Source organism: Frankia nepalensis (assembly GCF_016786325.1).
GTDB classification, from domain to species: Bacteria; Actinomycetota; Actinomycetes; order Frankiales; family Frankiaceae; genus Pseudofrankia; species Pseudofrankia nepalensis.
In genome coordinates, this window is record NZ_JADWYU010000102.1 from 1 (window position 1) to 25345 (window position 25345).

The 25345-nt window shown below is 69.7% G+C and carries 24 protein-coding genes and 3 pseudogenes; 20 read left to right on the forward strand and 7 right to left on the reverse strand.

The genetic code is table 11. From position 1 onward, the window contains the following. Window positions 1-172: 172 nt before the first annotated feature. From I6A81_RS11615 to I6A81_RS46130, 4 genes and pseudogenes are all read left to right on the forward strand, one after another. Entirely contained in the window at window positions 173-1279 is a 1107-nt protein-coding gene (locus tag I6A81_RS11615) for an ATP-binding protein (RefSeq protein ID WP_202998663.1), read from the forward strand. A gap of 342 nt (window positions 1280-1621) precedes the next feature. Further along, window positions 1622-2764: a WD40 repeat domain-containing protein gene (locus tag I6A81_RS11620; RefSeq protein WP_202998661.1), complete on the forward strand. Its 1143-nt coding sequence runs from the start codon at window positions 1622-1624 to the stop codon at window positions 2762-2764. Then, a pseudogene (locus I6A81_RS46125) lies at window positions 2765-3214 on the forward strand (toll/interleukin-1 receptor domain-containing protein); the annotation flags it as partial. Beyond that, entirely contained in the window at window positions 3212-3418 is a 207-nt protein-coding gene (locus I6A81_RS46130; RefSeq protein WP_407661289.1) for a hypothetical protein, read from the forward strand. The pseudogene I6A81_RS46125 and the gene I6A81_RS46130, both read left to right, overlap by 3 nt. Here I6A81_RS46130 and I6A81_RS11630 read toward each other — a convergent pair. Then, a complete protein-coding gene (locus I6A81_RS11630) occupies window positions 3348-4121 on the reverse strand; it encodes a cytochrome P450 family protein (RefSeq protein WP_202998659.1) in 774 nt (257 codons plus the stop codon). The two genes, I6A81_RS46130 and I6A81_RS11630, sit on opposite strands and share 71 nt — an antisense overlap. Window positions 4122-4221: 100 nt before the next feature. Then, on the reverse strand, window positions 4222-4488 hold the full coding sequence (locus I6A81_RS11635; protein ID WP_202998658.1) for an ATP-binding cassette domain-containing protein: 267 nt from the start codon (window positions 4486-4488) through the stop codon (window positions 4222-4224). Window positions 4489-4729: 241 nt separating this feature from the next. Here I6A81_RS11635 and I6A81_RS11640 point away from each other — a divergent pair, with 241 nt between their 5' ends. Continuing rightward, window positions 4730-5731 (forward strand): pentapeptide repeat-containing protein, encoded by a 1002-nt coding sequence (locus I6A81_RS11640; protein ID WP_202998657.1) that lies wholly within the window; start codon window positions 4730-4732, stop codon window positions 5729-5731. Window positions 5732-6065: 334 nt separating this feature from the next. Here the strand turns inward: I6A81_RS11640 and I6A81_RS11645 are convergent, their stop codons facing one another. From I6A81_RS11645 to I6A81_RS11660, 4 genes are all read right to left on the reverse strand, one after another. Then, entirely contained in the window at window positions 6066-6899 is an 834-nt protein-coding gene (locus tag I6A81_RS11645) for a TauD/TfdA dioxygenase family protein (protein ID WP_202998656.1), read from the reverse strand. Between the two features lie 59 nt (window positions 6900-6958). Beyond that, window positions 6959-7555: a carboxymuconolactone decarboxylase family protein gene (locus I6A81_RS11650; RefSeq protein ID WP_202998655.1), complete on the reverse strand. Its 597-nt coding sequence runs from the start codon at window positions 7553-7555 to the stop codon at window positions 6959-6961. A gap of 109 nt (window positions 7556-7664) precedes the next feature. Further along, a complete protein-coding gene (locus I6A81_RS11655) occupies window positions 7665-8210 on the reverse strand; it encodes a nuclear transport factor 2 family protein (RefSeq protein WP_202998654.1) in 546 nt (181 codons plus the stop codon). After that, window positions 8207-9448, reverse strand: coding sequence for an amidohydrolase family protein (locus tag I6A81_RS11660; protein ID WP_202998652.1), 1242 nt, complete (start codon window positions 9446-9448; stop codon window positions 8207-8209). The genes I6A81_RS11655 and I6A81_RS11660 overlap by 4 nt, the downstream gene beginning before the upstream one ends. A 161-nt stretch (window positions 9449-9609) precedes the next feature. Here I6A81_RS11660 and I6A81_RS11665 point away from each other — a divergent pair, with 161 nt between their 5' ends. The 3 genes from I6A81_RS11665 to I6A81_RS11675 all read left to right on the forward strand — a co-directional run bounded on the left by I6A81_RS11665 (window position 9610) and on the right by I6A81_RS11675 (window position 11419). Further along, the gene (locus I6A81_RS11665) at window positions 9610-10140 is read left to right on the forward strand and encodes a TetR family transcriptional regulator (RefSeq protein WP_202998801.1); all 531 of its coding nucleotides are present in this window, start codon (window positions 9610-9612) and stop codon (window positions 10138-10140) included. Window positions 10141-10274: 134 nt separating this feature from the next. Beyond that, window positions 10275-11279, forward strand: a complete 1005-nt coding sequence (locus tag I6A81_RS11670; RefSeq protein ID WP_202998650.1) for an LLM class flavin-dependent oxidoreductase — start codon at window positions 10275-10277, stop codon at window positions 11277-11279. Continuing rightward, a complete protein-coding gene (locus tag I6A81_RS11675) occupies window positions 11276-11419 on the forward strand; it encodes a hypothetical protein (RefSeq protein WP_202998648.1) in 144 nt (47 codons plus the stop codon). Before I6A81_RS11670 ends, I6A81_RS11675 begins: the two co-directional genes overlap by 4 nt. Before the next feature lie 70 nt (window positions 11420-11489). On the opposite strand, the gene I6A81_RS11680 is transcribed toward I6A81_RS11675, so the two are convergent. Further along, window positions 11490-12308 carry an SCO6745 family protein gene (locus tag I6A81_RS11680; protein WP_202998646.1) on the reverse strand — a complete coding sequence of 273 codons (819 nt, stop codon included), beginning with the start codon at window positions 12306-12308 and terminating at the stop codon, window positions 11490-11492. Between the two features lie 154 nt (window positions 12309-12462). On the opposite strand from I6A81_RS11680, the gene I6A81_RS11685 reads away from it, so the two are divergent. The 12 genes and pseudogenes from I6A81_RS11685 (at window position 12463) to I6A81_RS11740 (ending at window position 25260) form a co-directional block, all read left to right on the forward strand. Then, a complete protein-coding gene (locus I6A81_RS11685; protein WP_307874604.1) occupies window positions 12463-12714 on the forward strand; it encodes an ester cyclase in 252 nt (83 codons plus the stop codon). A gap of 469 nt (window positions 12715-13183) precedes the next feature. Continuing rightward, complete coding sequence (locus I6A81_RS11690) at window positions 13184-13660, forward strand: SRPBCC family protein (protein ID WP_202998643.1); 477 nt, start codon at window positions 13184-13186, stop codon at window positions 13658-13660. A gap of 217 nt (window positions 13661-13877) precedes the next feature. After that, window positions 13878-14576 (forward strand): VC0807 family protein, encoded by a 699-nt coding sequence (locus I6A81_RS11695; RefSeq protein ID WP_202998800.1) that lies wholly within the window; start codon window positions 13878-13880, stop codon window positions 14574-14576. Between the two features lie 23 nt (window positions 14577-14599). Continuing rightward, window positions 14600-15400 (forward strand): annotated as a pseudogene (locus I6A81_RS11700) (transposase); the annotation flags it as partial. A 695-nt stretch (window positions 15401-16095) separates the two neighbouring features. Beyond that, window positions 16096-18210, forward strand: a complete 2115-nt coding sequence (locus tag I6A81_RS11705; protein ID WP_238428004.1) for an MMPL family transporter — start codon at window positions 16096-16098, stop codon at window positions 18208-18210. A gap of 3 nt (window positions 18211-18213) precedes the next feature. Next, window positions 18214-19389 carry a sensor histidine kinase gene (locus I6A81_RS11710; protein ID WP_202998641.1) on the forward strand — a complete coding sequence of 392 codons (1176 nt, stop codon included), beginning with the start codon at window positions 18214-18216 and terminating at the stop codon, window positions 19387-19389. Next, the gene (locus I6A81_RS11715) at window positions 19386-20030 is read left to right on the forward strand and encodes a response regulator (RefSeq protein ID WP_202998640.1); all 645 of its coding nucleotides are present in this window, start codon (window positions 19386-19388) and stop codon (window positions 20028-20030) included. Before I6A81_RS11710 ends, I6A81_RS11715 begins: the two co-directional genes overlap by 4 nt. A gap of 582 nt (window positions 20031-20612) precedes the next feature. Continuing rightward, complete coding sequence (locus I6A81_RS11720) at window positions 20613-21353, forward strand: maleylpyruvate isomerase family mycothiol-dependent enzyme (protein ID WP_202998639.1); 741 nt, start codon at window positions 20613-20615, stop codon at window positions 21351-21353. 405 nt (window positions 21354-21758) lie between these two features. Continuing rightward, a complete protein-coding gene (locus tag I6A81_RS11725) occupies window positions 21759-22121 on the forward strand; it encodes a VOC family protein (protein WP_202998799.1) in 363 nt (120 codons plus the stop codon). Window positions 22122-22598: 477 nt separating this feature from the next. Continuing rightward, a pseudogene (locus I6A81_RS11730) lies at window positions 22599-23111 on the forward strand (transposase); the annotation flags it as partial. Further along, complete coding sequence (locus I6A81_RS11735) at window positions 23108-23689, forward strand: shikimate kinase (RefSeq protein ID WP_307874606.1); 582 nt, start codon at window positions 23108-23110, stop codon at window positions 23687-23689. The pseudogene I6A81_RS11730 and the gene I6A81_RS11735, both read left to right, overlap by 4 nt. 1049 nt (window positions 23690-24738) lie before the next feature. Next, window positions 24739-25260, forward strand: a complete 522-nt coding sequence (locus I6A81_RS11740; RefSeq protein WP_202998634.1) for a serine integrase family protein — start codon at window positions 24739-24741, stop codon at window positions 25258-25260. The last annotated feature ends 85 nt before the right edge of the window (window positions 25261-25345 follow it).

Below are 25345 nucleotides of genomic sequence, written 5' to 3' on the forward strand. Positions count from 1 at the left end.
AATTGATAAGTAGCGCCCCCCCCACCGCTGCGCCCGGGCCCAGCGGCGGGCGTCGCGGGTGGGGTCCGCGTGGGTGACGTGTCCGCGCCAGGCGGGCAGGCCGTCGGTGTGAACCTCGGCCAGGTGGTCCAGTCCTGGCTGCCCCAGACCCGGCACGAGAACAGCTAGCCCGGTGGCCACCGAGCCGGACCGGGTGACCGTCGGGGAGGTGTCCGCCCCGGGTGGGCAGGCCGTCGGGGTCAACTACGGCCGGGTGCTCCAGCAGCGGTTCGCGGGCCCGTTCCGGCTGCTACGGCAGGCCACGATCCCGCTCGACCCCCTTCCCGGCGACCTGCAGCTCACCGATCCGGCCGAGCCGGACAACCCGGTGGCCCGGTTCCGGGGACGCGCCGAGCTGATCGGCCGGATCGACGCGTTCCTCGCCTGGTGCGTGGCGCGGCGCCGGGGCGGCTACCTGCTGGTCGAGGCCGAAGCCGGGATGGGTAAGTCCGCGCTGGCGACCTACCTGGCCTTCACCAGGGCCTGGCCGGCGCACTTCACCCGCCTCGCCGAAGGCCGCGCGCCCGCGACCGCCCGTCTCAACCTGGCAGCGCAGCTGGTCGCCCGCTGGCGGCTCGAGGACGCCGCACCGGGCGGCGTCCTGCCGGACCGGGCCGACGCCACGGCCTGGCTGTACGGTCGGCTGTGCGACGCCGCCGAACGCCGGGACCAGACCGAGCCCGACGTCCCGGTGGTGCTCCTCGTCGACGGCCTGGACGAGGCGCCGCCCCCGGCCGCCGGCGAGCTTCCGCTTGGCCTGCCGCCGAGCCTGCCGCCCGGCGCCGTCGTCATCGCCACCACCCGGCCGCGGACCATCGCGATCCCGTCCGGGGCGCGGGTGGTCGAGCGGATCGACGTCGAAAACTCGGCCAACCGCCGTGACCTCCTCGACTATCTGGTCGCGGTCGCGACCACCGACCCGGCGATCGGCGACGCGCTGCGCGCGGCGCGCCTGTCGGTCGACGCCTTCTGCCAGACGTTGCTGGACCGCGCCGACGGGGTCTGGATCTATGCCCTGACCGTGCTCGACGAGATCCGCCGCGGGCGCCGCCGTCCCACCGACGTCGACCAGCTCCCCGAAGGGCTCGCCGGTTACTACGCCGACAACGTCACCCGCTGGCGCGGCGAGCTCGGCGACGACGGCTGGCGGACGCACGGCCTGCCGCTCCTGACGACGCTCGCCGCCATCCGCGAGCCCCAACCGGCCGCCACGCTCGCCACCTGGGCCGACATCCCCTAAAGGGTCACCCGGAACCTGCTCCGCGGGCCGTTCCGGCCGTTCCTGGTCGTCAGGCCCGACGGCGACCCCGACCGCTACCTGCCGCGCCATCAAAGCCTGCGCGACTTCTGCGCCGGAGCGTCGCCGCGCGACGCCGACGACGAGGACCTGCGCCACCTCGCCTTCGAGCTGGCCACCGCGACGCGCGCCGCCCACCGCCGCATCGCCACGGCGCTCATCCCCGGCGGTCCTGGCGACACGCGGGGAGCGCCCGCGGCGACGGGCTACGCCCGGACGAACCTGCCCGAGCACGCCGCCCTCGCCGGGCTGCTCGACGACCTGGTCAACGACCCCGGATTCCTGGTGGCCTGCGACCCGGCGATCCTCCTGCGCCATCGACGCGACCTGACGACGGCCGACGGGATCGCCGCGCTCAACGCCTACGAACAGGCCGTCGACGAAGGGCCGTTGCACCCCGGCGACCCGCTCGTCTGGTGGCTGCACGTCTGGGCGTCCAGGACCCGCGCCACCGTCCTCGCCGAGGCCGCCGCCCGCCAGGCCGGCCGCCCCTGGGTCGTCCAGGCCGCCATGTGGGCCGGCGCCATTCACCGCACCCTGGGCGGGTACACGCGCGCGGTGTGGGCACTGGCGCCGGTTCCCCTGGCCGACGGGCGCACCCTGCTCGCCTCGTCCGGGGACTACGACGGGACCGTGCGGCTGTGGGATCCGGCCAGCGGGCAGCCGGTCGGCACGCCCCTGGCCGACGGGTCCCGAGGCTGGGTCGACAGGTTGGCCGCGCTGCCGCTGCCCGAGGGACGTACCGTGCTCGTTTCCGGTGCCGGCGGCACGGTGCGTCTGTGGGATCCGGCCAGCGGGCAGCTGGTCGACACGTTGGCCGTCGGTGACGCCTACGCGACGGCCGCGCTGGGGGTGGTGCCGCTGGCGGACGGGCGGACCCTACTCGCCTACACCGCCGGCCGGACGTTGCGCCTGTGGGACCCGGCCAGCGCGCGGCCGGTCGGCGTGTCGTTGACTGATTTCCCGGGTAAGACGCTGGCCGCCCTCTCGCTGCCCGACGGGCGCACCCTGCTTGCCTACGACGACGAGCGCGCGGTGCGGCTGTGGGACCCGGCCAGCGCCCCGCCGGACGGCACGCCGCTGGTCGGCCACTCCGGACCGGTCGAGTGCCTGGCGGCGGTGCCCCTGGCGGACGGGCGCACCCTGATCGCCTCAGGGGGAAAGGACACGACGGTACGGCTCTGGGATCCGCTCAGCGGCCGACCGGACCGCGCGCCGATGAACGGTCACGGCGACGAGGTCCTGTCGTGCGCGGCGGTACCGCTGGCCGATGGGCGGACCCTGCTCGCCTCCGGCGGATATGAGTGGGACCCGACCGTGCGCCTGTGGGATCCGGTCAGCGGCCAGGCGATCGGTCCAGCCATGGAGGGCCACGACGGATCGGTCGACGCGTTGGCCGCGCTGCCGCTGGCCGATGGGCGTACCTAGCTCGCCTCCGGCGGATATGACCGGACCGTGCGGCTGTGGGATCCAGCGACTTGCCGACCGCTGGGCAAGCCGCTGACCGGTCACTCCGGATCGGTGAACGCGCTGGCGGCAGTGCCACTGGCCGATGGGCGGACCCTGCTCGCCTCCGGCGGACATGACCGGACCATACGGCTGTGGGACCCGGTCATCCGCCGACCGGCGGGCAGACCGCTGACCACCCCCACCGCATGGGTCAATGCTCTGGCGGCCGTGCCGCTGGCCGACGGCCGTACCCTGCTCGCCTCCGGCGAGGTCGACGGGGTGGTGCGCCTCTGGGACGCGGCCCGGCGCACATCGGCCGGATCGCTGACGATCGCCGGCGGCGCGGACCCGGTGCGGGCGTTGGCCGTGCTGCCCATGCCCGGCGGCCGGACGCTGCTCGCCGCCGCCGGGGACTACGACGGAACCGTGCGCCTGTGGGATCCGGCCACCGGGCAACTGGTCAGCGCGCTGGCCGGCCACGCCGCGTCGGTGGGGGCGCTGGCGGCCGCACCGTTGCCCGACGGGCGTGTCCTGCTCGTCTCCGCGGGCGCGGACCGGGCAATCATGGTCTGGGCCCTGACGACCGACCAGGTCGCCCCTGGCCAGCAGGGACCGCTCGACGGCTTCGCCTGACGGTGTGCCTGCCGACCATCCCATCCGCGCTGATCGGCTCGTCGTCGATCATCGCGTCCAGCAGGGCCGTGGCGAGGTCGTCCTGGGGCTTCGCCCGGCGCTCGCCGAGGAGCGTCTGGAGGTACTCCAGGGTCTGCCGGGTGGCCTCGCCCGCCGAGACGGCGCCCTCGCCCTCGTGCGCCTGGTGGTTGATCAGCGTCGCCCAGGCGTGGAACTTCTCGAAGTCCTCGGCCGGCAGGCCCATCATCTCGGTGAAGATGGTGGTGGGCAGCGGCGCCGCGAGGTCGGCCTTCAGGTCGCAGTGGCCCTTGTCCTGGAACTTCCCGATCAGCATGTCGCACAGTTCGCGGATCTTCGGTTCGAGCGCGGCGATGTTCCGCGGCGAGAACGCCCGGGAGATCAGGCCGCGGTACTTGGCGTGGTCCGGTGGGTCGACCTCGAGCGGCGGCAGCGGGCGGTGGCCGCCGCCCGACGGGATCCGGGCGCCCTTCGCGCTGGTGAAGACCGCCGGATTCTGCATGATCGTGCGGACGTCCTCGTAACCGGAGACGATCCAGAAGCCGCCGTGGACGTCGCTGTGCGCGACGGGGCAGCGCTCGCGCATCGCCGTGGACACGGCGAACGGGTCCGCGCCGAGCCGCGCGTCGTGGTGGTCGAAGTGCCGCACGAAGTGCTCGACGAGATCCGGGTCCATGCTGTTCATCGCCTATCTCCGCATCCGGGGTCAACCGTCGTCGTCATGTGAGCAGAGTCTCGGGGCGCCGTTATCCGGCGCGTTACTTCCAGGACTGGCCCGGGTCGGGTCAGCCCCGCGCGGGAGTCGGCTGTGCGCCGCGGTCGCGGCCGAAGTAGATCTCCCGCAGCGCGCCGACGTCCCCGTCCGCCGCGACCGTGTTCGCCGCCACCCGGCCGTGCTCCAGGACGACGACGTCGTCGGCGACGGACAGCGCCTGGTCGGCGAGCTGCTCGACCAGGACGATCGCCAGACCCGACGCCCTGAGCCGGCTCACCGTCGCCAGGACCTCCGCCACGATCACGGGGGCGAGCCCGGCCGACGGCTCGTCGAGCATCAGCAGCGACGGCTTCGGGATCAGCGCCTGGGCGACCGACTACGCTCTCGCGCGCGACCTCGCCTCCGCTGTAGACCTCCACGAAGGCACCGCCCGCCGCTACATCGCCGAGCTTCGCCAGGCCACGCCCACCTGACCAGGACCCCCGCGACGCGGGCCGAGTGCGTCAATGCCGCGGCGGGACTTTTCGACTTTGCGGGGTGGTCCGCTAGGCGACGGTGATAGCGGTACAACCCTTCTCATGGTGGACCGCTGGGGAGCTGTCCGGCGTTCGGGCCGGCGCTGGTTGCTGGCGGTTGCCGGTCTGGCGATGCTGGGCGCGGTCGCGGCGGTGGTGGCGATCTGGCATCTGCCGGACCGGATGTACACCGACCAGGCTGCTCAGGCTTCACTGCAGGGCGGGCTGTTGACCGCGGCCGCCGCGCTGACGGCGGTCGCCGGCGGTTTGATCGCGTTGGATGAGACCAGGCGGGCGAACGCGAACACCCACGTCCGGGAGTTCTACGTCGAGGCGGCGAAGCTGCTCAACGATCCGGACAACCTCGGTGTCCGCCTCGCCGGCATCTACGCCCTGGAACGCGTCGCGATCGACTCTCCAGCGGACCAGCGCACCGTCGTCGAGGTCCTGTCCGCTTTCGTCCGCGAAAATGCCAGCCAGCCAGCGCCAGACCCGGCCGGCGTCGCCGCGCGCCGACGGTATGGGACCGACGTCAAGGCCGCGCTGACCGTCCTGGGACGCCTGCCCGCGCGCAGCCTGGTCCCTCGTGCCGCGTTGAACCTGCTCGGAGGTCTGCCCGACCCGACGGTCATCCCCCGTGCCGACCTCGGCAGCGTCGACCTGCCGAACCTCTTCCTCCGCCGGGCGAACCTCACCGGCGCCTCCCTGGAATGGGCGAACCTGGCTGGTGCCGTGCTGGACTGGACGAACCTGAGTGAGTCCATGTTGTACGGGGTGAACCTGCGCGGCGCTTCCCTGGAGGGGACGAACCTGACGCGCGTCAGGCTGGACGAGGCGGACCTGACCGGCGCGTCGCTGAAGTGGGCGAACCTGACCAACGCCATGTTGAACGGGGCGAACCTGACCGACGTCACGCTGACCGACGCGATCCTGACCGGCGCCACGCTGGACGGGGCGGATCTGGGCCGCGTGCGGGGCCTCAGGCAGCAACAGGTCGACGTGGCGAAGGGGGACCCTCGGACGCGACTGCCGGAAGGAATCAATCGGCCGGCGTGGTGGGTCTGAAAAGCTCACCACCAGCGGTCATCTGTGGATCTTGCCCATCCGGTGGCGCGCGCGAATCCGGGCCGGTTCCCGACTACCAGGTAGCGAACGGTCGACGGACGTTCTCCGCCACCTGGCACCCAACGTTTCCAGGCCGACTGTCAACTATGGCCTGAGACGGCAGCATCCAGCCTGCCGAGCTTCCAGGCCAGGCTGTCGCTTGCGGCCGCACTCATCTGCGGGTTGGTCCCCTCGCGTCAGTGGTTCGAGAACGGGAGCCTGTGCAATGGCGGTGCCGCGCAGCTCGGGGTGGACGAAGCAGGTTGCCGGACCCGGTGTCGCGCGAATCGGGTGTTCAGGCGACTGCTTCCTCGCCGACGAGGGTGGTGCGGTGCATGAGCCGGCGGGAGGCGGCGGTGTAGGGCTGGGCTCGGTGCAGGATGCCGGTGTTGTCCCAGAGGACCAGGTCGCCGCGCGACCACTGGTGGCGCAGGGAGAACCGGGGCTGGGTGGCCCAGTCGAGCAGCCGGTCGAGCAGCGCGCGGCTTTCGTCTTCCGGCCAGCCGACGATGTGGTCAGCCGTCGTGCCGACGAGCAGTGACTTGCGGCCGTTGCGCCGGGTCCACACCAGTGGGTGCTCGCGGGAGGGGACCTTTCCCCAGCTGGCGCGGATCTTGTCAGAGGCGTCGGGGTTGATGAGTCGCTGGGTGGCGGCGAAGCTGTGGACCACGCGTAGTTCTGCGTACTGGGCCTTGTCCTCGGCGGACAGCGAGTCGTAAGCGGCGTAGAGGCTGGCGAACTCGGTGTCGCCGCCCTCGGTGGCGACCTCCAGCGCGGTCAGCAGGGTCGCCTTCTGCGGCACCAGGTCGTTGGCGCCGTCGATGTGCCAGTAGAAGGTGCCGGTCCGGTAGGCCGCGAGGGTGCTTTGCGCCGGGTCGAGGGAGATCGCGGAGACCTCAGGGAAGTCCTGCTGACCGCCCATCGGGGCGACGACGACCTCACCGAGCAGCCGGCTGAGCGCGACGAGGTCCGCGTCGCGAATGTGGGCCTCGCGGTAGATGACGACGCCGTGCTCGTCGAGGTATTTGCGAGTATCGGCGGCGAGGGTCGGGTCCGCCAACTGGTGGCCGGCGAGGCCCGTGATCTGGACGCCGACCTCGGCGCTGATCGGGCTGACGGTGACGGACATCGGTGGCTCCCGTCGGATCGGGTCTGAGTCGGGTCGGGTGGAGGCGCCGCGCCGCGCGGCTAGCTCGTCGCCAGCTGGCGACGGGTGATCGCGTCGCGCAGGTCGTCGTCGATGTCGATGGCGCACGAGGCGAACATGTAGGCGAGCGTCTCGTAGGCACCGACGGTGAAGATCACGTCGAGGAGCTGTTGGACGTCGAGCTTGTCGGCGAGCACGGACCAGGTGGCGTCGCTGATCTTCCCGGTGCTGATCAGTTCGTCGCAGGCGCGCAGCAGGGCCGCGTCGAGCGGGTCCCACAGTGGGGCGTCGGGGCCGAGGGCGATCCGTTGGATCTCCTCGTCGGACAGGCCCTCGTCGCGCGCGATGAAGGTGTGCTGGAGCCATTCATAGCCCGTCTTGCGCAGCGCCGCGACGCGGAGCACGATCAGTTCTCGCTGCCGGCCGGTCAGGGTGGTGGTCGACATGAGGTGGCCGTTGAACGTGTAGAACGCCCGCGACAACGTGGTGTGGTGGGCGAAGGTCCCGAGCGTGTTCAGCGCCTTCGAGCGGCCCTCGGTGGACAGTTTTCTTGGCGTGCCTGGGGGTTCGAGGGCGGCCAGGATCTGCCGCATTTCCTTGGGCCACTCCTTGGGTGGGAGCGGCTCGATGCGTGCCATGAAGAGTCTCTCTTCTTCCAGGATCGGCCAGAGGAGCGCCCCGGTCGGTGCGCCGATCAACCCGGTTGTCCGCGGTCCGCGTCGAGAACCCGTACTGCGAGGGAAGTGCCTACTGGCGGCTGCCCGACGGTTGGCCGCCCGGGGCGGCGATAGCCGGGCAGGTGTGCTCGGCGCGGTGGTAGCCGTCGTGCCAGCCGTCGGTGCCGAGCAGGTGCAGCTTCCGTTCATGCAGCCGCCAGCCGTCGGCCGTCCGTACGGCGACGTCGTGGTAGTAGCCCCAGACCTGCGGAGTCTTCCCCGCCTGGGTGCGGTGCCAGGCGTACATCGACGTCCGGACGGTTGCGCGGTCGTCGCTGTCGAACACGATCAGGACGTTGGCGTTGTGGTGGCTGGTCGCGGCGAACCCGTAGTCGACGCCGTCGCGGATGGCGCTGTCGAGCAGTTCCCGGTAGGCACGGCGGCCGTGGATGACGGGCGCGGAGCCGGGCCCGTAGTCGATGACACAGTCGTCGGTGAACAACGCCGCCAGCTCGTCGTTCAGCTTGTGGTCCACGCAGTAGGAGTACCGGTGGACGAGATCGACGATCGCGTCCTTGTCGAGCAGCCGCCGCAGCGCCCGCCGGTCGTCCCCGACACCGTCGTCGGAGGAGCTCATACGGCGACCGGGGCTTCGAGTCCGAACAGCTTGGCCGTGGTCCCGCCGAGGATCGCCGCCCGGTCTTCTGGGCTGACGCCGCGGAACTGCTGCTCGATCGCTTCACGGGTGCGTCGGAAGGTGCCCTCCGGGTGCGGGTAGTCGACGCCCCACACGAGCGTCGACAGGCCGGTGATGTGCCGGCACGCCAGCGCGATCGGGTCCTCCTGGAACGACACGTGGATCTGACGCTGGACGTACTCGCTGGGCCGCAGCGGGTATGGCCACCGCTCGTTGAGCTTGAACACCTGCGCCATACCGGGCTGGTCGTCCTCCGGACGGTTGTCGTCCCAGAGGCCGACCCAGAAGTCGCGGTCCTGACCGACTCCCAGCGTCCACGCCTTGTCCATCGCGGCCATGAACGACACCAGCCAGTTCGCGTTGAACTCGACCAGCACGAAGTGCAGGTCCCCGAACCGCTCGGTGACGCCGCCGCCCACCAGGGAGGCGATGATCTGCTGGGGGGCCAGGGACTGCTGGGTCGTGGCGAACACGATCCGGTCGACGACGAGGTTGTCGGTCAGCGGCTGGCTCTGTGCCTGGACGGTGAGCATGAGGCCCCGCAGCGTCGGTGACGCGGCACGGCTCACTTTCACCCCGCCGGTCGCGACATGGAACACCACGACCATGCCGTTCGCCTGGGCCGTCGCCCACACCCGGTCGAGCTCCCGCGAGTGGTACGGAATCGGCGACACGGCCGGTAGGAGGATCGCCCGCAGGCCGAGCGCGGCGGCCCGCTCGATTTCAGCCACCGCGTCGTCGACATCGGTCATCGGGATGGGGGCGGTCGGCGCGATCCGCGCCCGGTGCGGGCGGAACGTCTCGGCGACGTAGTCGTTGTACACGCGGGCGTGCGCCATCGACAGCTCGTGGTCATCCGAGTAAAGGCCGAAGAACGACAGGTTCGGGTGCATCACCTGCGCCCGGACACCCTCGCTGTCCATGTCCTCAAGGATCCGTTCGGGCCGGCCGGTGTTGGGCGAGCCGTCGAAATGCGGGTAGGCGGAGTTCGTCCAGCCCTCGAACCCGGGCGTGTGCAGCTTCCGGAAGTTCGTTCGCCCGTCCTCGCCCAGCGGGGCGATCTTCAGATCCTCCTCCCAGACGGCACGGTCCCGCAGGTGCTTCGGGAGCCGGGTCAGGAAGAGATCGGACGGCTCGACGATGTGCCCGTCCGCAGAAACGAGGAGTTCTTCCGACACGGTGGGTCCCTACGCTTTCGACAGGCGACTTGAAACTCGGTGTCACGTTAGCGACCGGGTCGCGCTGGTGCAAGCTGGTCTTAAGCGGCGGGTACGATCTGGCAGTGAACACGGCGACACGGACGAGCGCGCGGGACGTCGCCCGCGGCGCGGTCCGAGCGATGCTGGCCGAGGTGGCGCTGGAGCTGTTCCGCCGCGACGGCTTCGACAAGGTCACGATCAACGACATCGCCGCGGCGGCCGGGGTGTCCCGTAGCACCGTCCTGCGCTACTTCGGCACCAAGGAAGACGCCGTCCTCGGTGCCTTCGACGCGCACGGCGAACAGGTCGCCGGTGCGTTGCGCGCCCGTCCCTCCGGCGAGGACGACTGGACGGCGCTGCGCTACGCGCTCGACATCGTCGTCGACATCTACCGCCAGGATTCCGAGGCCGCCCTCGCCACGACCCGGCTCGTCCTGGCCACCCCCGCGCTGCACACCCGCCAATGGGAGAAGCAGCACAGCTGGCGACCCGCGCTGGCCCAGGCACTCGCCGAACGCGGCGCGTCCCCACGGCCGGAGATCACGCACACCGTACGAGCCGCCGCTGCCCTGGACTGCCTGAACATCGCCATTGCGCACTGGGCGAGATCCGACAACACCCTCAACCTCGACGACCTGCTGGACGAAGCCTTCGCCGCACTGCGACAGTGACCAACCGGCCGCCCCGAAGCCTTTGTCGCCTACGTTTCCCGGGCCGCTGGCGAGGACGGAAAGGCACCTGGGGGCCGCCAGCGGACCCATGACGCTCGGGCGCCGTCCGCTGCCGCGTGAGAGGAAAACACACCATGGGCCTTGAACAACCGGCTGTCGCGTTGTCCTGTGGCCTACCACCGGGACCGGACTTCGCGGATCTCGCCGTCCTGGCCGAACGACTCGGCTATACCCGGATCTGGATCTACGACTCCGCCGCGCTGTGGGAGGACCCGTTCGTCCACCTGGCACTCGCGGCGACGCGAACAACCAGGATCGGGCTGGGTACCGCCGTCCTGATACCCCAGCAGCGCTCGGTCATGGCCATGGCAAGCGCCATCGCCACCATCGACCGGATCTCCAACGGCCGCTTCCTGGCCTGCTTCGGCACCGGATTCACCGCCCGCCTCACCGTCGGCCAACGCCCGATGACCCTCGACGCGCTGACCACCTACGTGACCGCACTGCGCAGCCTGCTCGCCGGCGAGACCACCACCGTCGACGGAAAACCCGTCCGGATGCTGCACGCCGACGGGCTCGCCGCCCCACGCCCACTCGACGTCCCGCTGTGGCTAAGCGTCTTCGGCCCTCGCGGCACAGCCATAGCCACCGACCTCGCAGACGGTGTCATCGGCCCACCCCACCCCACCCTCCCGACCGCGACCATCCTGTCCGGCACAGTCCTCGACCCCAGAGAAAACCCCGGATCGGACCGAGTCAGGGAAGCCGTCGGGCCATGGCGCGTCGTCGACTGGCACAACGCCTACGCCCGCGGCGGCGCCGAAGCCGTCGACGCCATGCCAGGAGGCCAGACCTGGCGCAAGGCACTGGAAGCAACCGCTCCTGCCGACGAACGCCATCTCAACATTTTCGAGGGACACGTCACCCACCTGCCGGACCGCGACCGGGGGCTGCTCGACCACATCGACACCAAGACGATGATCGGCGAACCCGCCCGCATCGCCCGCAGTCTCACCCGCCTCGCGGCAGCCGGCTACCAGGAAGCCATCTACACACCCTCCGGACCAGACCTCGTCCGCGAACTCACCACCTTCATCACCGCCCACAGTGCACTCCCGACCAGGCGTACACCGCGATGACCGCCCTGCCACGCGCCCGGTACCACAGCCCCATCATCCAGGTCAGCCGTGACGTGGCCACCGCCGTGCTGCCCACCGACTCGGGTCGCGAGAACGTGCGAGCGTTCAGGGCCTACCTCCGCGATCTTCAGGTTGCCTAGTCACTAGCCACCTCCCGGCCGGCTTCCCGCCGCTGTGTCCCATGCGTGTCCTGGTGGCTACGTTTCGCTATCAGTCCTGGTCGGTGAGTAGCAGTGTGGCGAGCGGTTCGAGGGTGGTCACGAGCTCGTCGAGCTCGTCGGGCCCGAGGCTCTCGTACGGCTTCGCGGCGAGGTCGTCGGTGAGCGCCTCGACTCGCTGCCTGACGGCGCGGCCCGTTTCGCTCAGCCAACCATCGTCTCCGATCAGGTTACGGGCGCGCATCCCGTCGATCACGGCGGCGAGCTGCGCTGGGGGGAGGTGGTGGATCCGTCCGAACTTCTCCGCGGGCATGCCCACGCCGAGGGCGTAGAGGACGTGGGCCTCCAGACCGCTGACACCTTCGATCATCAGGGCGGCGATGTGCCCGTCGCCACGGTGCTCGCGCAGCATGGAAGCCGCATGGAAGAGACGAGCCACCACGTCATCGGGGATCGGGATCGCGCGCAGCGCGGCGTACATGGGCCGGCCTTCGAACGGTGCGCTGGTCGCAGCCCGCAGCAACAGTTCGGCGGCCCGTGCGAAGGCGGGCGAGTCGACGTGATCGCCGAGAGCCCGCCGCAACGCCTTCACACAACCCACCTGACGAGCGGCGATCGCCGCTTCGGGCGTGGTCGTGTCCCACACCTTCGGGATGTGGCGGGCGACCTCGCCGGGAGCGAAGTTGTAGAAGAGCGCGTCCACCACTTCCGCCGGGACGAGACCCAGAGGCGCCGCCCGTCCGGCGAAGTAGGTATCCCAGTAGTTGGTGAACCCCAGGGCGAACATCGCCTCATTGGGTTCGTCGGCCGCGTAGGGGATGACACCGATCGGCTCGACCAGCTCGAACATCCGGCGTGCCATCGAGTTCATGGTCTGATCCTCCTGCTGCCCACCGCATCTTGCGGAACACTCACGATCACTTAGACGCTGGACCCCCGCGAAACTCATCGATGGGAGTGGCCCGCTCGACCGCGCACACCCGCCCGGAGACCCTGGCCGTCCACGACGTCTCACCGCACGAGCGGTGGGCGGTCACCCGCGGCGCCTACTTGCCGCCGCCGGCGACAAGGTTGTGACCCATTGGACGGCGGTCGGCACCGACACCGTCGGTTTCATGGGGCACAGCCCGACCGGGCGGACGGCGACCGTCACCGGCATCACCATCCACCGGCTCGCCGGCGGGCTGCTCGTCGAGCATTGGGACGAGTGGGACCTGGCTGGCCTGCTCCAGCTCGGCATCGCGGGCCCAGCCGGCGCGGACGGGCCCGGCGCCTGAGGCCGCTGACCCGCCCCGTTTTTTCCGGACAGCGCCCCAACTAGAATGGGGACGGACTGTCGGGTCGCGGCGTTCGGGTGCTGGCGGTTGGGGACGCTGGTTGAATCACCGCGATGGACAGCGTCGAGCTACGTGACCGGTTGGGCCGGCCGCGCCGAGCCCAGGTCGGCGCGATCCGGGTGCCCCACAAGCCGCTGCTGCTGGTGTGGCTGCGCCGGGAGCCGTCTCGATGCGGCCCGCACTATGCCGCGACATCTTCGAACCGCTTCCTGGCGAGGAGAACTGGTCGGCTCTCTCATCGAAGGCGGGGCCTTCGGCCTGTGAGCCCCGCGGAGCACGTGTTCAGGGCCGATCTTGGCGGGTTGGGCATCGACCGGACGCGGGACTTGCGAGCCGGTATGCGTCGCGCTCGCGGTTGCCGAATACCCGTCGCGGGCCTGCTTTCGCGCGGGTGGCAGGATGCGGTGGCATGGGAGACAGCACCTTTACCGTGCAGCGTTCGACGACCGTCGACGCGCCACCTGAACGGATTTATGGCCATATCACCGACTTTCGTCAGTGGCGGGCCTGGTCGCCCTGGGAAGATCTGGACCCGAATCTGACGCGTGCCTACTCGGGGCCCGAGTCGGGCGCCGGCGCGTCCTACGCCTGGTCCGGCAACCGCAAGGCCGGGCAAGGCCGCATGAAGATCATCGACGCCGACAGTCCCCGGACGCTGCGGGTCGAGCTCGTCTTCGAGAAGCCGTGGAAGTCCCGCAACGACGTGGTGTTCAGCATCGAGCCGGCGGGAGACGGCTCCCTGGTCACCTGGTCGATGACGGGGCCGAGGCCGTTGATGCTGAGGCTGCTGGGCTTCGTCATGTCCATGGAAAAGATGATCGGCCCGGACTTCGAGAAGGGCCTCGCCCGCCTGAAGGCTGCGGCCGAGAGCCCGAAGGCGCCCTGACCTCGCCGGTCTCCGGCCGCCCCGTGTCGGTCGGCCGAGATCGTCAGACGCCCAGCGGGATGCGAGCTGTCGCCGGCTCTTGGTTAACATTCGGATACCTGGCTGGCGATGATGTATCGCGGGCGGTCGCGCTACCCGGTGGCGACCTGGCGCCGGTGCCAGCGTATGGTTGGGTCAGCGGCAGGCCGTCGGCCGGAGCTCCCAACCGTTGGAGACGATGATTTTTCTGACGGTGGCAGAATCGACGCCAGACGGTCCGGCAGCTACCGCGGTGGAGTCCGCCGAACCCGACGCGCGACTTCCCAGGCCCATGATGATTGTCAGGCACGGGCTGCCCCATCTTGTCGAGGCGACGGTCATACCGGCGGTCCTCTTTCTTGTCGTTCTGCACTTTTCCAGCTTCACGCTCGCCGCGTTGGCGGCGTTGGTGTGGGAATACGCCGCGGTGAGCCGCCGTGTGGCGATGAGGCGGCGGATCCCGGCGCTGCTGGTACTGTCCTCGATCGGGCTGACCGTGCGCACCGCCGTGGCAATCATGAACGGCAGCGCCTTCATCTACTTTCTTCAGCCCGTCATCGTCGCTGGAGTCGTCGGATTGATGTTCCTGCTGTCCGCGCTTTCCCCGCGGCCACTCGTGCATCGACTGGCTCGTGATTTCTGCCCGCTGCCTCACGGCGTGACGGGACGGCCCGGCGTGCGCAGGCTGTTTCTCGGGCTCACGCTCCTGTGGGCGGCGGTCAACCTCGGGAACTCCGCCTTCACGTACTGGTTGCTGACATCCCAGACGACCGAGGTCTTCGTCGCGGTCCGCGGGATTACCAGCACCGCCCTGCCCGTCACGGCCACGTTGATCACCATCGCCTGGTCGTGGCGGGTCGCCGGCCAGGAGGGTCTCCGCGCAACCCCCGCGGTCTGAACATCCAGGCCGGTCATCCTGCTGCCGACCTGCCCGTCCAGCTGTGCGGGCGGCTGCGCTCCGACCGGGTCTTCCGCCTGCCCGTGCCACCCCGCCCGCCGAGGGCGGACGGCCGCCCGCCCCGCCACGGCCCCGAGTTCCGTCTCGCAGACCCCGCCAGCTGGCCCGAGCCCGCGGTCACGACCAGCACGGATACGGCCCGCTACGGGCAGGCGGTCGCCACCGCCTGGGACCGGCCACACCCTCGACTGACTCGCCGCGCCGCCTGGGCCGGCCACACCGGCGAGCTCCCGATCCTCGAAGGCACCCTCGTCCGCCTCGTCGTCGAACGGCTGCCCGGCGAACGCAACCCGAAGCCACTGTGGCTGTGGTGCTCAACCACCAGCGCCACCGCGGCCCAGATCGACCGTTTCTGGCAGGCATTCCTGCGCAGATTCGATCTTGAGCACACCTTTCGCATGCTCAAACAGACCCTCGGCTGGACGACGCCCCGGCTACGCAACCCGGCCGCCGCGGACCGCTGGACCTGGCTGATCCTGGCCGCCTACACCCAGCTCCGCCTCGCCCGGCCCCTGGTCATCGACCTGCGTCGTCCGTGGGAACGACCCGCCACCCGGCCCGCCCGACTGACCCCGGCCCGTGTCCGCCGCGGGTTCCGTAACCTCCGCCCGAAGACCGCCCAGCCGGCCAGTGCGCCGAAACCCAGCCGCCCCGGACCCGGCCGCCCCACTGGCAGCACGAACCGACGACCCGCCGCCACCCAGCCCGTCGGCAAGATCAGGGACGGCTCAACCCCGACACAGCCTGAGAGACAGACAAGTTAAACAACAAGCTAAGGGGATACGGTCGGAGTGCAGGAACATCTGGCCGGCGAACGATGCCCCACCGCGTGCGTTGAAGGCACCGCCGTCGCGGATGTGCTCATCGAGCTCGCAGGCGCGCTCCCACAGATCAGGATGCTGGTCCCTCAACGACGCCCACCGGATGCTGCGCGAGCTCGGGCACGTTATTGAGAGTCTGTCGTTCCTGGCTGCAGCGAGCTACCGGGGGCGCGGCCCAGGACGCGTCACCGCAAGGGGATCCCCTAACGGCCACCGCTCGCGGAGCGCCGGGCCGAGTCACAGCGTCGGGCTCGCGCCGCTCGCCTTGACAGTCACTCTCGCTGCGTTAGGACGCACCCGCGCCGTTGCGATCGCGTGCGTCACCGCCCATCAGCGGTTCCGCAACCTAGACGCTCCGATCAGCGAACGGACGGCATCTGGGCGAATACCTCGTGGCCATCCAGGGTGATCTCGATCTGCCGCGCGGCGACAGGCAGCAGCCCGGCGTCCTTCCTGGAGGGCGGCGGGTCCAGGGGCGATTCTGGGAGGCACCTGCGCCGGCCTCGGCTTCTGTGTCCGCCGTAGCCACCCGGCCTAACCGCCTGCCCCAAGCCGCCCGCCGTACTCCGCGCGGAGTACGGCGAAGTGTCTGCCGTGGCCAGACGCGTCAACCCCGCCGGCTTGACAGCGTGATCGCCATGACTTCTGAACTACGGGCGCCTGACCACTCCGGTGCCGATACCAGACCGAAGAAATCACGGACCAAGACCATGCTGCCGTGGCTCATGCTGGCGGTGTGGATCGGGTTGGTGGTGGGCAGCTTCTCACTCGCCGGCAAACTCGACTCGGTGACCCGCGACGGCCAGGCCGACTACCTGCCGGCCAGCGCCCAGTCGACCAAGGTGCTCCAGGCCGAGGCCGGGCTGCCCGGCGGTGAGAACGGCCTGCTCGTGGTCTTGTACGAACGGCCCGACGGCCTCCAACCGGGCGATCGGGAGGCTGTGGCTCGCGGCCACGCCGAGCTGGCGGAGCGATTCGGCAACGACACCGATGCGCCGCCCCAGATCGTCGACTCCAAGGACGGCACGGCCCTGATGTATGCGCTGCCGCTCGACCACGAGGCGATCGATGAGGAGGCTGGCGCCACCGCGGAGGCGCGGGACCTGCTTGCCGACCGGCCGGACGGTCTGAACGCCTATGTCACCGGTCCGACCGCGATCGGGGCCGACATGGACGAGGTCTTCGATGCCGTCGACGCGACGTTGATGCTCGCTACTGCCGCAGTGGTGGCGGTCCTCCTGATCCTGACGTACCGCAGTCCACTGCTGTGGCTGGTCCCGCTCGTCTCGGTCGGGGCCGCGGCGGTCGCGTCGATGGGTGTCGTCTACGCACTTACACAAGTCTTTGATTTCACGATCACGAGCATGAGCTCAGCGCTGCTGATCGTCCTGGTCTTCGGCGCGGGCACCGACTACGCCTTGCTTCTCGTGTCTCGCTACCGCGAGGAACTGCACCACCACGAGCGGCCGATCGACGCGATGCTGGCGGCACTGCGTGGGGCCGGGCCGGCCATCCTCGCTTCGGCGGCGACGGTGGTCGCCGGCCTGTTGTGCCTCTTGGCCGCGGATCTCAACAGCATCAGCAGCCTCGGTCCGGTCGGTGCGGCGGGCATCGGGGCCGCGTTGCTGGTCATGCTGACACTCTTCCCAGCCCTGCTGGTGGTGCTCGGGCGCCGCGTCTTCTGGCCGTTCGTGCCGCGACTCGGGGTTGAGGCACACGCATCCGGATCGCGGTGGGCTCGGCTTGGCGAGCTGGTCGCGCGCCGCCGCGTCGTTGGCTGGGTGGTGCCGCTGGTGATCCTGGGCGGTCTCGCGCTGGGCACCGTTGGTGTCAACAGCGCCCTTCCGCAGCTGGACCAGTTCGCCCGTTCGACACCGGAGTCGGTGACCGGGGCGAAGCTGATCGAAGCGCGCTATCCCGACCAGGGCGGTCAGCCGCTGACCGTGATGAGTCGACCGGACCACAGCCGTGAGGTCCTGGCCGCCGTCGAAAGTACGCCGGGGGTTGTCAGCGCCGAGATCGGCCGGGCCAGCGACGACTGGGTGGAGATCTCGGTGATCCCGGTCGACTCGCCAGAAAGCACGGGTGAGACCGCAACGATCAAGCACCTTCGGGAGAACGTACGCGAGGTCGCCGGTGAGGCCGCGCTGGTCGGCGGTCCGAGTGCTGAAAAGCTCGACGAGGCCGAGACCAACAAGAGCGACCGCAATCTGGTGATGCCGCTGATCCTGCTGGTGGTGCTCGCCATCCTCGGGCTGCTGCTACGGGCCATCGTGGCTCCGCTAGTGCTGGTCGCCACCGTCGTGGTGTCGTACTTCGGAGCCCTCGGACTGTGCAACCTGTTGTTTGACCATGTGCTCGGGTTCGCCGGGTTGGAGTCATCGGTGCCCCTGATCGGGTTCCTTTTCCTGGTCGCCCTCGGTGTCGACTACAACATCTTCTTGATGACCCGGGTGCGTGAAGAAGCCGTCCGGCACGGCACTGTCGAGGGTACGAAGCGTGGCCTCGCAACGACCGGTGGCGTCATCACCTCGGCCGGCGTCGTGCTGGCGGCGACGTTCGCGGTGCTCGCCTCGCTGCCGCTCGTCATGCTCGTCGAGATTGGGATACTGGTGGCCGTCGGCGTGCTCATCGACACCTTGCTGGTGCGGTCCATCGTGGTTCCCGCACTGACGATGTCGCTGGGTTCGCGGATCTGGTGGCCCAGCAAGCTCTGGCGCGCGAGTGAGGACAGCGTCGATGACCGTGTGTAGACGATGACGGCGCTCCGTCCGCCAGTAGCCGATTGGCTGCTGGCGGCGGGGTCGTTCGTGCTCGGCATCGTCGTCGCGGTGACGCTTGATTCGGTCGATATGGACCACGAGCGAAGCGTGGATCTGTGGGCGATCGCGCTCCTGGGCGCGATGTCGGTGCCGTTGCTGGCCCGCCGGCGCTGGCCGATCCTCGCCCTCCTCGCGGTCCTCGCCGTCTCTACGCCGTACCACCTCCTCGACTATCCCCATGAGGCCACGATGCCGGCCTCACTTGTAGCGGCGTTCACGGCGGCGCGCTACAGCGAGGCACCGCGGCGGGCCGTCGCTGCCCTGGTGGCGGCGACCGCAGTGATCGTGCCGGTCGGCGCCGACGAGGCGTCGGGGGCACCTGGCGATGCTCTCCTCGGAGCCGGCTGGCTGTTCATGGCCTTCTTTGCCGGGTTGGCGGTCCGCTTCCATCAGGACTGGAAGGCCGCCGTCACCGCGCGGCTCGAGCAGGAGCGTGCCGACGAGGTCGAACGGCGAGTCGCCGAGGAGCGGGTCCTGATCGCTGCCGAGCTACACGACGTCCTGGCGCACGGCCTCGCGGTCGCGAACGTCCAGGCGTCCGTCGCCGCGCACCTGATCGACCAGCTGCCGGGCCGCGGGGATGCGTCGCTGCAGGAGCTGTCCAGCACGCTGCACGACCTGTCGGACACGAGCCGGGCGACACTCCATGAGCTGCGTGCCGTTCTGGACGTGCTGCATGGTGGCGAGGCCGAGCCAACCGAACCAGCGCCCCACCTCGGCGAGCTGCAGCGCCTGGTGGAGATGGCAGAGGCTGCTGATGTCCGGGTCGACGTGGAGGTAGGCGGGCTCCCGGACGAGCTACCGTCGACGGTATCCGTCGTGGCCTATCGGATCATCCAGGAGTCGCTCACCAATATCATTCGACACTCGACGGCCAAGCACGCGACCGTCCGCCTCGACCAGGACGGCCACCGGCTGCGGATCGCGGTCGTCGATCCCGGGCCTGCGCGACCGGACTCAACCGTGACACCGGCCGGCTTCGGGATCGCCGGCATGACAGGGCGAGCGCAGGCCGTCGGCGGCGAACTGTCCGCCGGCCCGGGCGAGTCCGGAGGATTCGAGGTGTGGGTCAGCCTGCCGCTGCCGGAGATCCGGCGGGTGCCGTCGTGATCCGGGTCCTGCTTGCCGACGACCAGGCTTTGGTGCGCGGCGCGTTCGCGCTGCTGGTCAACTCCGCTGACGACATGGAGGTCGTCGGGGAGGCCGGCACCGGCGTCGAGGCGGTGACGCTGACCCAGGACCTGCGCCCCGACGTCGTCCTGATGGATATCAGGATGCCGAACACCGACGGCATCGAGGCGACTCGGCAGATCTTCGCTGACGATGGATCGAGCGGCAGCAAGGTGCTGATCCTGACCACGTTCGAGACAGACACCAACGTACTGCGCGGCCTTCGCGCGGGGGCGTGCGGATTCCTGCCCAAGGACACCCGTCCGGACGCGTTGCTGGCCGCTATCCGCACCATCGCGGCGGGGGAGGCGCTGCTGTCGCCCGGCGCGACCAGGGCGGTCATCACCCGTGCGCTGAGTCGCCCGGACGCGCCTGCGTCCGAGCGGCTGGCCCGCCTGACGGCGCGCGAACGCGAGGTGCTTCGGCTGGTCGCTGCGGGCCGAAGCAACCAGGAGATCGCGGACGAGCTGGTCGTCAGCCCGCTGACCGCCAAGACCCACGTGGCCCGCATCCTGGCGAAGGTGGGCGCTCGCGACCGGATCCATCTCGTGATCGCCGCGTACGAAGCCGGGCTCGCTTAGGCGCTACGCCAGGCACTGACCCGCCCGGGCGAGTCCGGACATTCCACCCCGCGCCAACGGCGAGGCAGAGACGTCAGTCAGTCTGGGCTACAGCGGGGTTTTCGGTCGCATGCATCGGATCTTCCGCAAGCCGAACCTATAGCGGGAACACGGCTGATCAGTGGCTGCACCACCGTTCCAGCATCCCGGAGGACGCGTCCGGAGGTCTGTCCCGCACCGGGTTTGATGGAGGCGGTCAAACCAGGACGAAGCGGACGAGATGGGCGCGCCGAGGAAGTATCCCGTGGTTGTTCCCACTGTGCCGGTCCGACAGTTCCGCCGCTGGTGCTGTGGGCCGCTGGTCGGGGTCGCGCTGTAGTTGGCCACGGCCGCGGTGTGTGGGCGCGGGGCGCTGGAGCACCCAGCGACCGTGTGAAACCCCGCGGCTATGGCAACGACGCCTGCGCGTGGATGCGTGTGACCGGCCTCGTCGCCCAATGGGCGCGCCGCCGCGGCGTTCGGCGGCGGACAGGGGCACGGCCGTCGCGCATTAACTGATCGTGACCCGCTGCGCGAGAGCGCCCCGACGGCTACGGTTCGAATGTGGACCATGGTGCTCTTCTGTTGGAGCAGAATCGTCTTCTCGCTGACCTGCTTGGCGAGGCTGACTGGTCCACGCCAGTCCCGACCTGCCCGGGCTGGACCCTCACCCAGATCATGCGCCACGTCGGACGCGCGCCGCGGTGGGCGACCACGATCGTCCGGACCCGGGCCCAGGAGGCCCTCGACCCTCGCGAGGCCGAGGGTGGCAGGCCACCGGCGGACCGCGACGGCGCGCTCGCCTGGTTTCGGCAGGGCCCGCGGCTGCTCCTGGAGGCCGTGGCCGACGATCCGGAGGCGCGGGTGTGGACGACGGCCGCCGGGCTGCAGCCGGCGCGCTGGTGGGTCCGACGGCTGCACGAGGCGGTCGTCCACTGGGTCGACGCCGCGATCGCGCTGGGTGTCGACCATCCGATCGAGCCGGCACTCGCCGCCGACGGAATCTCCGAGTGGCTCGACCTGCTGGTCGCGCTGCCCGGCGTCGCGATGCCGCGAGACGGGTCGACGATGCACCTGCACGCCACCGACGAGGGTCTCGGCGCCGACGGGGAGTGGACGATCCGCGGCGGCCCGTCCCGAATCGACTGGGAGCATGGCCACGGCTTTGGCGACGTCGCGCTGAGTGGTAATGCCGCGGACCTGCTGCTCGCGGTGATGCGCCGAATCCCCGGCGATGACGGCCGGCTGGTGATCGCCGGCGAGCGGGAGCATTGGACGACCTGGCTCGCGAACACCGCCTACTGAGGGTCCAGCGCCCCGGTCCGCGCTTCCGCAATGCCATCGACCCGCTCAGCGGGTGTAGGGATCGGATCTACCTGGCCAGTCTGAACTGCCGAGATGGCTTTGTTGGCCACTCGGCAACTGGCCGGCTCCTGCCTTGTTGGCCACTTCGGTGTCGGATGATTCATTCCTGCGACGGCGGTCTCACCGTCACCGTGACGTCCGGTGACCCGGTTTGCGGTGACGCGTCGCTGGCGAACTCGATCTACGGGTTCTTGCGCGAGGGTGGCGCGACGGCGCGCACGGCCGCTGCCCGGGACGAGCGCTGTCCGGTCCGAAAATGAGTGGAGCCGAGCCACCACAGTGCGGTTGGGTGGCGACGCGCGGGTCGCCGCGCGGCCCGCGGACATGGATGAGGAGGAGTGGACGATGCCGATCGCCACGCTGCGAGGCGTGACCCTGGACTGTGCCGATCCGCGGGCGCTGGCCCGGTTCTACCAAGAGATGACAGGCATGGAGCTGGGGTACAACGCCGACGGGTTCGTCGCCCTGACCGGCGGTTCTGGCTGTGACCTGGGTTTCCAGCGGGTCGACGGATACCAGGCGCCGCGATGGCCCGGCCAGGTTGTGCCGCAGCAGTTCCACCTGGATCTCGGGGTCGAGGACCTTGACGCGGCGGAGAAGCTGGCGCTGGGACTCGGCGCGGTCAGGCCGGATCACCAGCCCGGCGGCGACCGGTGGCGGGTGCTCCTGGACCCGGCCGGTCACCCTTTCTGCCTGGTCACCGGCTGACCACCGAACTGGCCCGAGGCCGCCTGGGTAGGTCTGGACCGCCTGCACCAGCAGCTCGGCCGGCCGCCGTCCGACGACAACATACGCCGCCAGTAACGCTGTCCAGGCGGCGGCCCCGGCCCTGCGCCGGATGTGTCCAGTGGGCGACGCACGAGTTCTCGGTGCCAGCGCGGCAGGGTGGCAGGAGTGACGAGGAACGCCGACCAGCGCGGGCGGGGGAGTAGCTGCGCCAGCGTGGCCAGCAGCATCCGATCGGCCGGGCTGTACCGCGGCCGAGCAATCTGCCGGCGCAGGACGGTCAACTGGTGGCGTAGGACGGCGATCTCGACGTCCTTCTCGTCGGGCCGATCTCCGAGGCCAGTGACTGTGAGCAGTTTGCGTACCATGAGGAATACGACAGTCGACACCATGACCGACCATGATCCCCGACGTGGGGTCTGCCCAGCTCAGCGGCCCTAACCGTGAAGTTGCACCCCACAGGCTCTGGTCAAGGTGTTCCCCACCATCCGCGAGCAGAGGTGCTGGGTTCACAAAACGGCCAACGTTCTCGGCTCCCTGCTGAAGTCCGCGCAGCCCGGAGCGAAGAAAGCGATCCAGGACATCTACGACGCCGAGGACCGCGACCGCTCCGAGGCGGCGATCAAGATTTTCGCCCAGCTCCACGGCGTGAAGTTCCCCGAAGCCGTCAAGAAGGTCACCGCCGACCAGGGCCAGCTGCTGGCGTTCTACGACTTTCCCGCCGAGCACTGGATCCACCTGCGCGCCACGAACCCCCTAGAGTCCACCTTCTCCACCGTGAGGCCGCGGACCAAGGTCACCCGCGGGGCCGGCTCCCGCACCGCCGCCCTGGCCATGGTCTTCAAGCTGGTGGAGTCCGCCCGGCAGCGGTGGCGGGCCGTGAACGCGCCCCACCTCGTCGCCCTCGTCCGCGCCGGAGCGCGCTTCGAACGGGGTCGCCTCGTCGAACGCGATGAGGTGATCGCCGCGTGAGCCGATCGGCGGCCACTGAGGCACCCTGGATGGTTCTGGTCGGTCCGGCCGGCGCTGGGAAAACCACCCTCGGCCGAGAGCTCGCGGCGAGGACGCACAAACCGTTCGTCGATCTGGACGCCACCGCGGACGGGTACTACGCGGAGGTGGGATGGAGCATCGCCAAACTCCGCGAGCGCATCGCCGCGGTCGGACGCCTCGCGGCCGAAGTGGAATGGGAACCGGCCCGAGCACATGCCGTGGCCCGTGCCGCCGCGGATCATCCCGACGCCGTCATCGCACTGGGCGCGGGCCACACTAGCTACACCGATCACCGGCACCTGGTCACGGTCCGCGCCGCACTGAGCCGTTGCCGAGACGTGGTCCGTCTCCTTCCCTCCCCTGAACGCGAGGGCTCACTGACCGTGCTACGGCGACGCTGCGCAGCGAGCAAAGGCCGATCCTGGATCGTCGACGGGCACGACTTCCTCGCCCACTGGCTCGACGACCGCGGCACCGAGCTGGTCGCGACACGGACGATCTACACCCGTAACGAGACTCCCGCCCAGACCGCCGCACGACTGCTCCGAAGTAACTGATCGGCAAACGACGAGCACGCCAGATCCACAGGTATTGACGACGGCTCAAGATGGAGTGGCCCCGATCGGTACCGCGGCCGCACAGTGTGGTCGCAATGCAGATCTCGAGGCTCAGGGCCACCATCGCTGAACGCGAAGCAGCGAAGAGGGTTGCCTGCGTGCTGCCCGGGTGGTGCCCGGGCAGCATCGGCCGGCACCGGCGCAGGGCGCCCTCCAAGGCAGGACCTTCACAGCTTACGGTAGCTGGCGCATTCCCTGGACGATTCTCAGTCGCTTCATCGGAACGATCCAGGCCGCGCACGGCGGCAGTCCTAGCGCGGCTAGCGGTCACCATCCGTAGCCTCGGAGGCGTGGCAACCGTGGCCAGACCAGGGTCTGAACGGAGGCGCAGCTGACAGCACAGGTCAACACCGGGTGGCATGCCGTCGGCGCGCCAGAGGCCACGGCCGAGGCCGTGGCCGCGTCGACGTCTTTCTGCGCATCAGGCCTCGGTACCGGCTGGGGCTCACTGGCCTCCTCGCGTCGCCGGCACCACACCGCCAGGTGGCGAGTCCAGGGCAGGGGCCGTGCCGTTTGGCGAGAGTCGGGTGGCCCGCCGGGTCCATGATGCCCGTGCTTCTGGGAGTGTGGCCTGCCTTCGAGGCTTTGCCACTACCAATGGCCGAGAACGGGCGAGGCCGCGTCGTTGAATGAGGCAACCAGCTATTTCTGTCTTTTTTCTGGAAAGCTTGGCCTAGAGCCGGCGAAAAACTTTTCTATCCGCGCTCCCTAGCCCGTCCGGGCGGGCGGTTGCGTACTATGTCCTGGAAGCTTGGAAGGTCGGCCGCGAGGTTCTGGCGCGGGTCCAGGTAGGTCTTCGAAGTCGCCGGAAGAGGGCCGGCGAGGTTGGCAACCCGCAGGCTCGGCGTCCCGCCGCATCGGGGACCGGCTGGGCGCGCGGGCGGTTCTCCCCGGAAGCAGTACCAGAAATCTGACGTCCGGTATCCCTCCTATGCCGCAACGGCGGCCACTTTTACCTTTCGCGACCTGCTTTTATGGATGATATTTCCGTGATCTCTTTCGCCTTTTATGGCCGCGTGTCGGCTGAGGAGAACGAGGATGTTTCCTCCTCGCGCAACTGGCAGCTGGCGCGTGCTCGGGAGCTCATCGAGCCGTACGGTGTCATCGTCGCCGAGTATTTCGACGTCGGGCAGGGTCGGTCGTTGCCCTGGAGGGGCAGGCCGCGGGCGAACGAGCTGCTGGTGGATCTTATGGACCCCGGTCGCGGCTTCGACGCGGTCGTCATCGGCGAGGCGCACCGGGCGTTCTACGGGTATCAGTTCGGCCTGGTGTTCGCGCTCTTCAGTCGGCATGGTGTGGGTTTGTGGATCCCCGAGCTGGGCGGTCCGGTCGATCCGAGTTCCGAAGCCCACCGCCAGATCATGTCAGCCCTCGGAAATCTGGCGCAGGGTGAAAGCCTCAATGCCACTTCCGCTAATTTGATCAAGCTGCGGTCTGGGGTTTTGTCGGGTTGGCGAGTCGTATCGTGGGCGGTGAGTGGTGGCGGGTGCCGTGCTGGCCGGGTTTCTTGACCGGGTACTGGTTGTGGCGGGCGCGGCGGACGGCGTGGGGGTAGGTGCGTTCGCGGCGGGTGTTGAGCCGGGTCGGCCGGGTGAT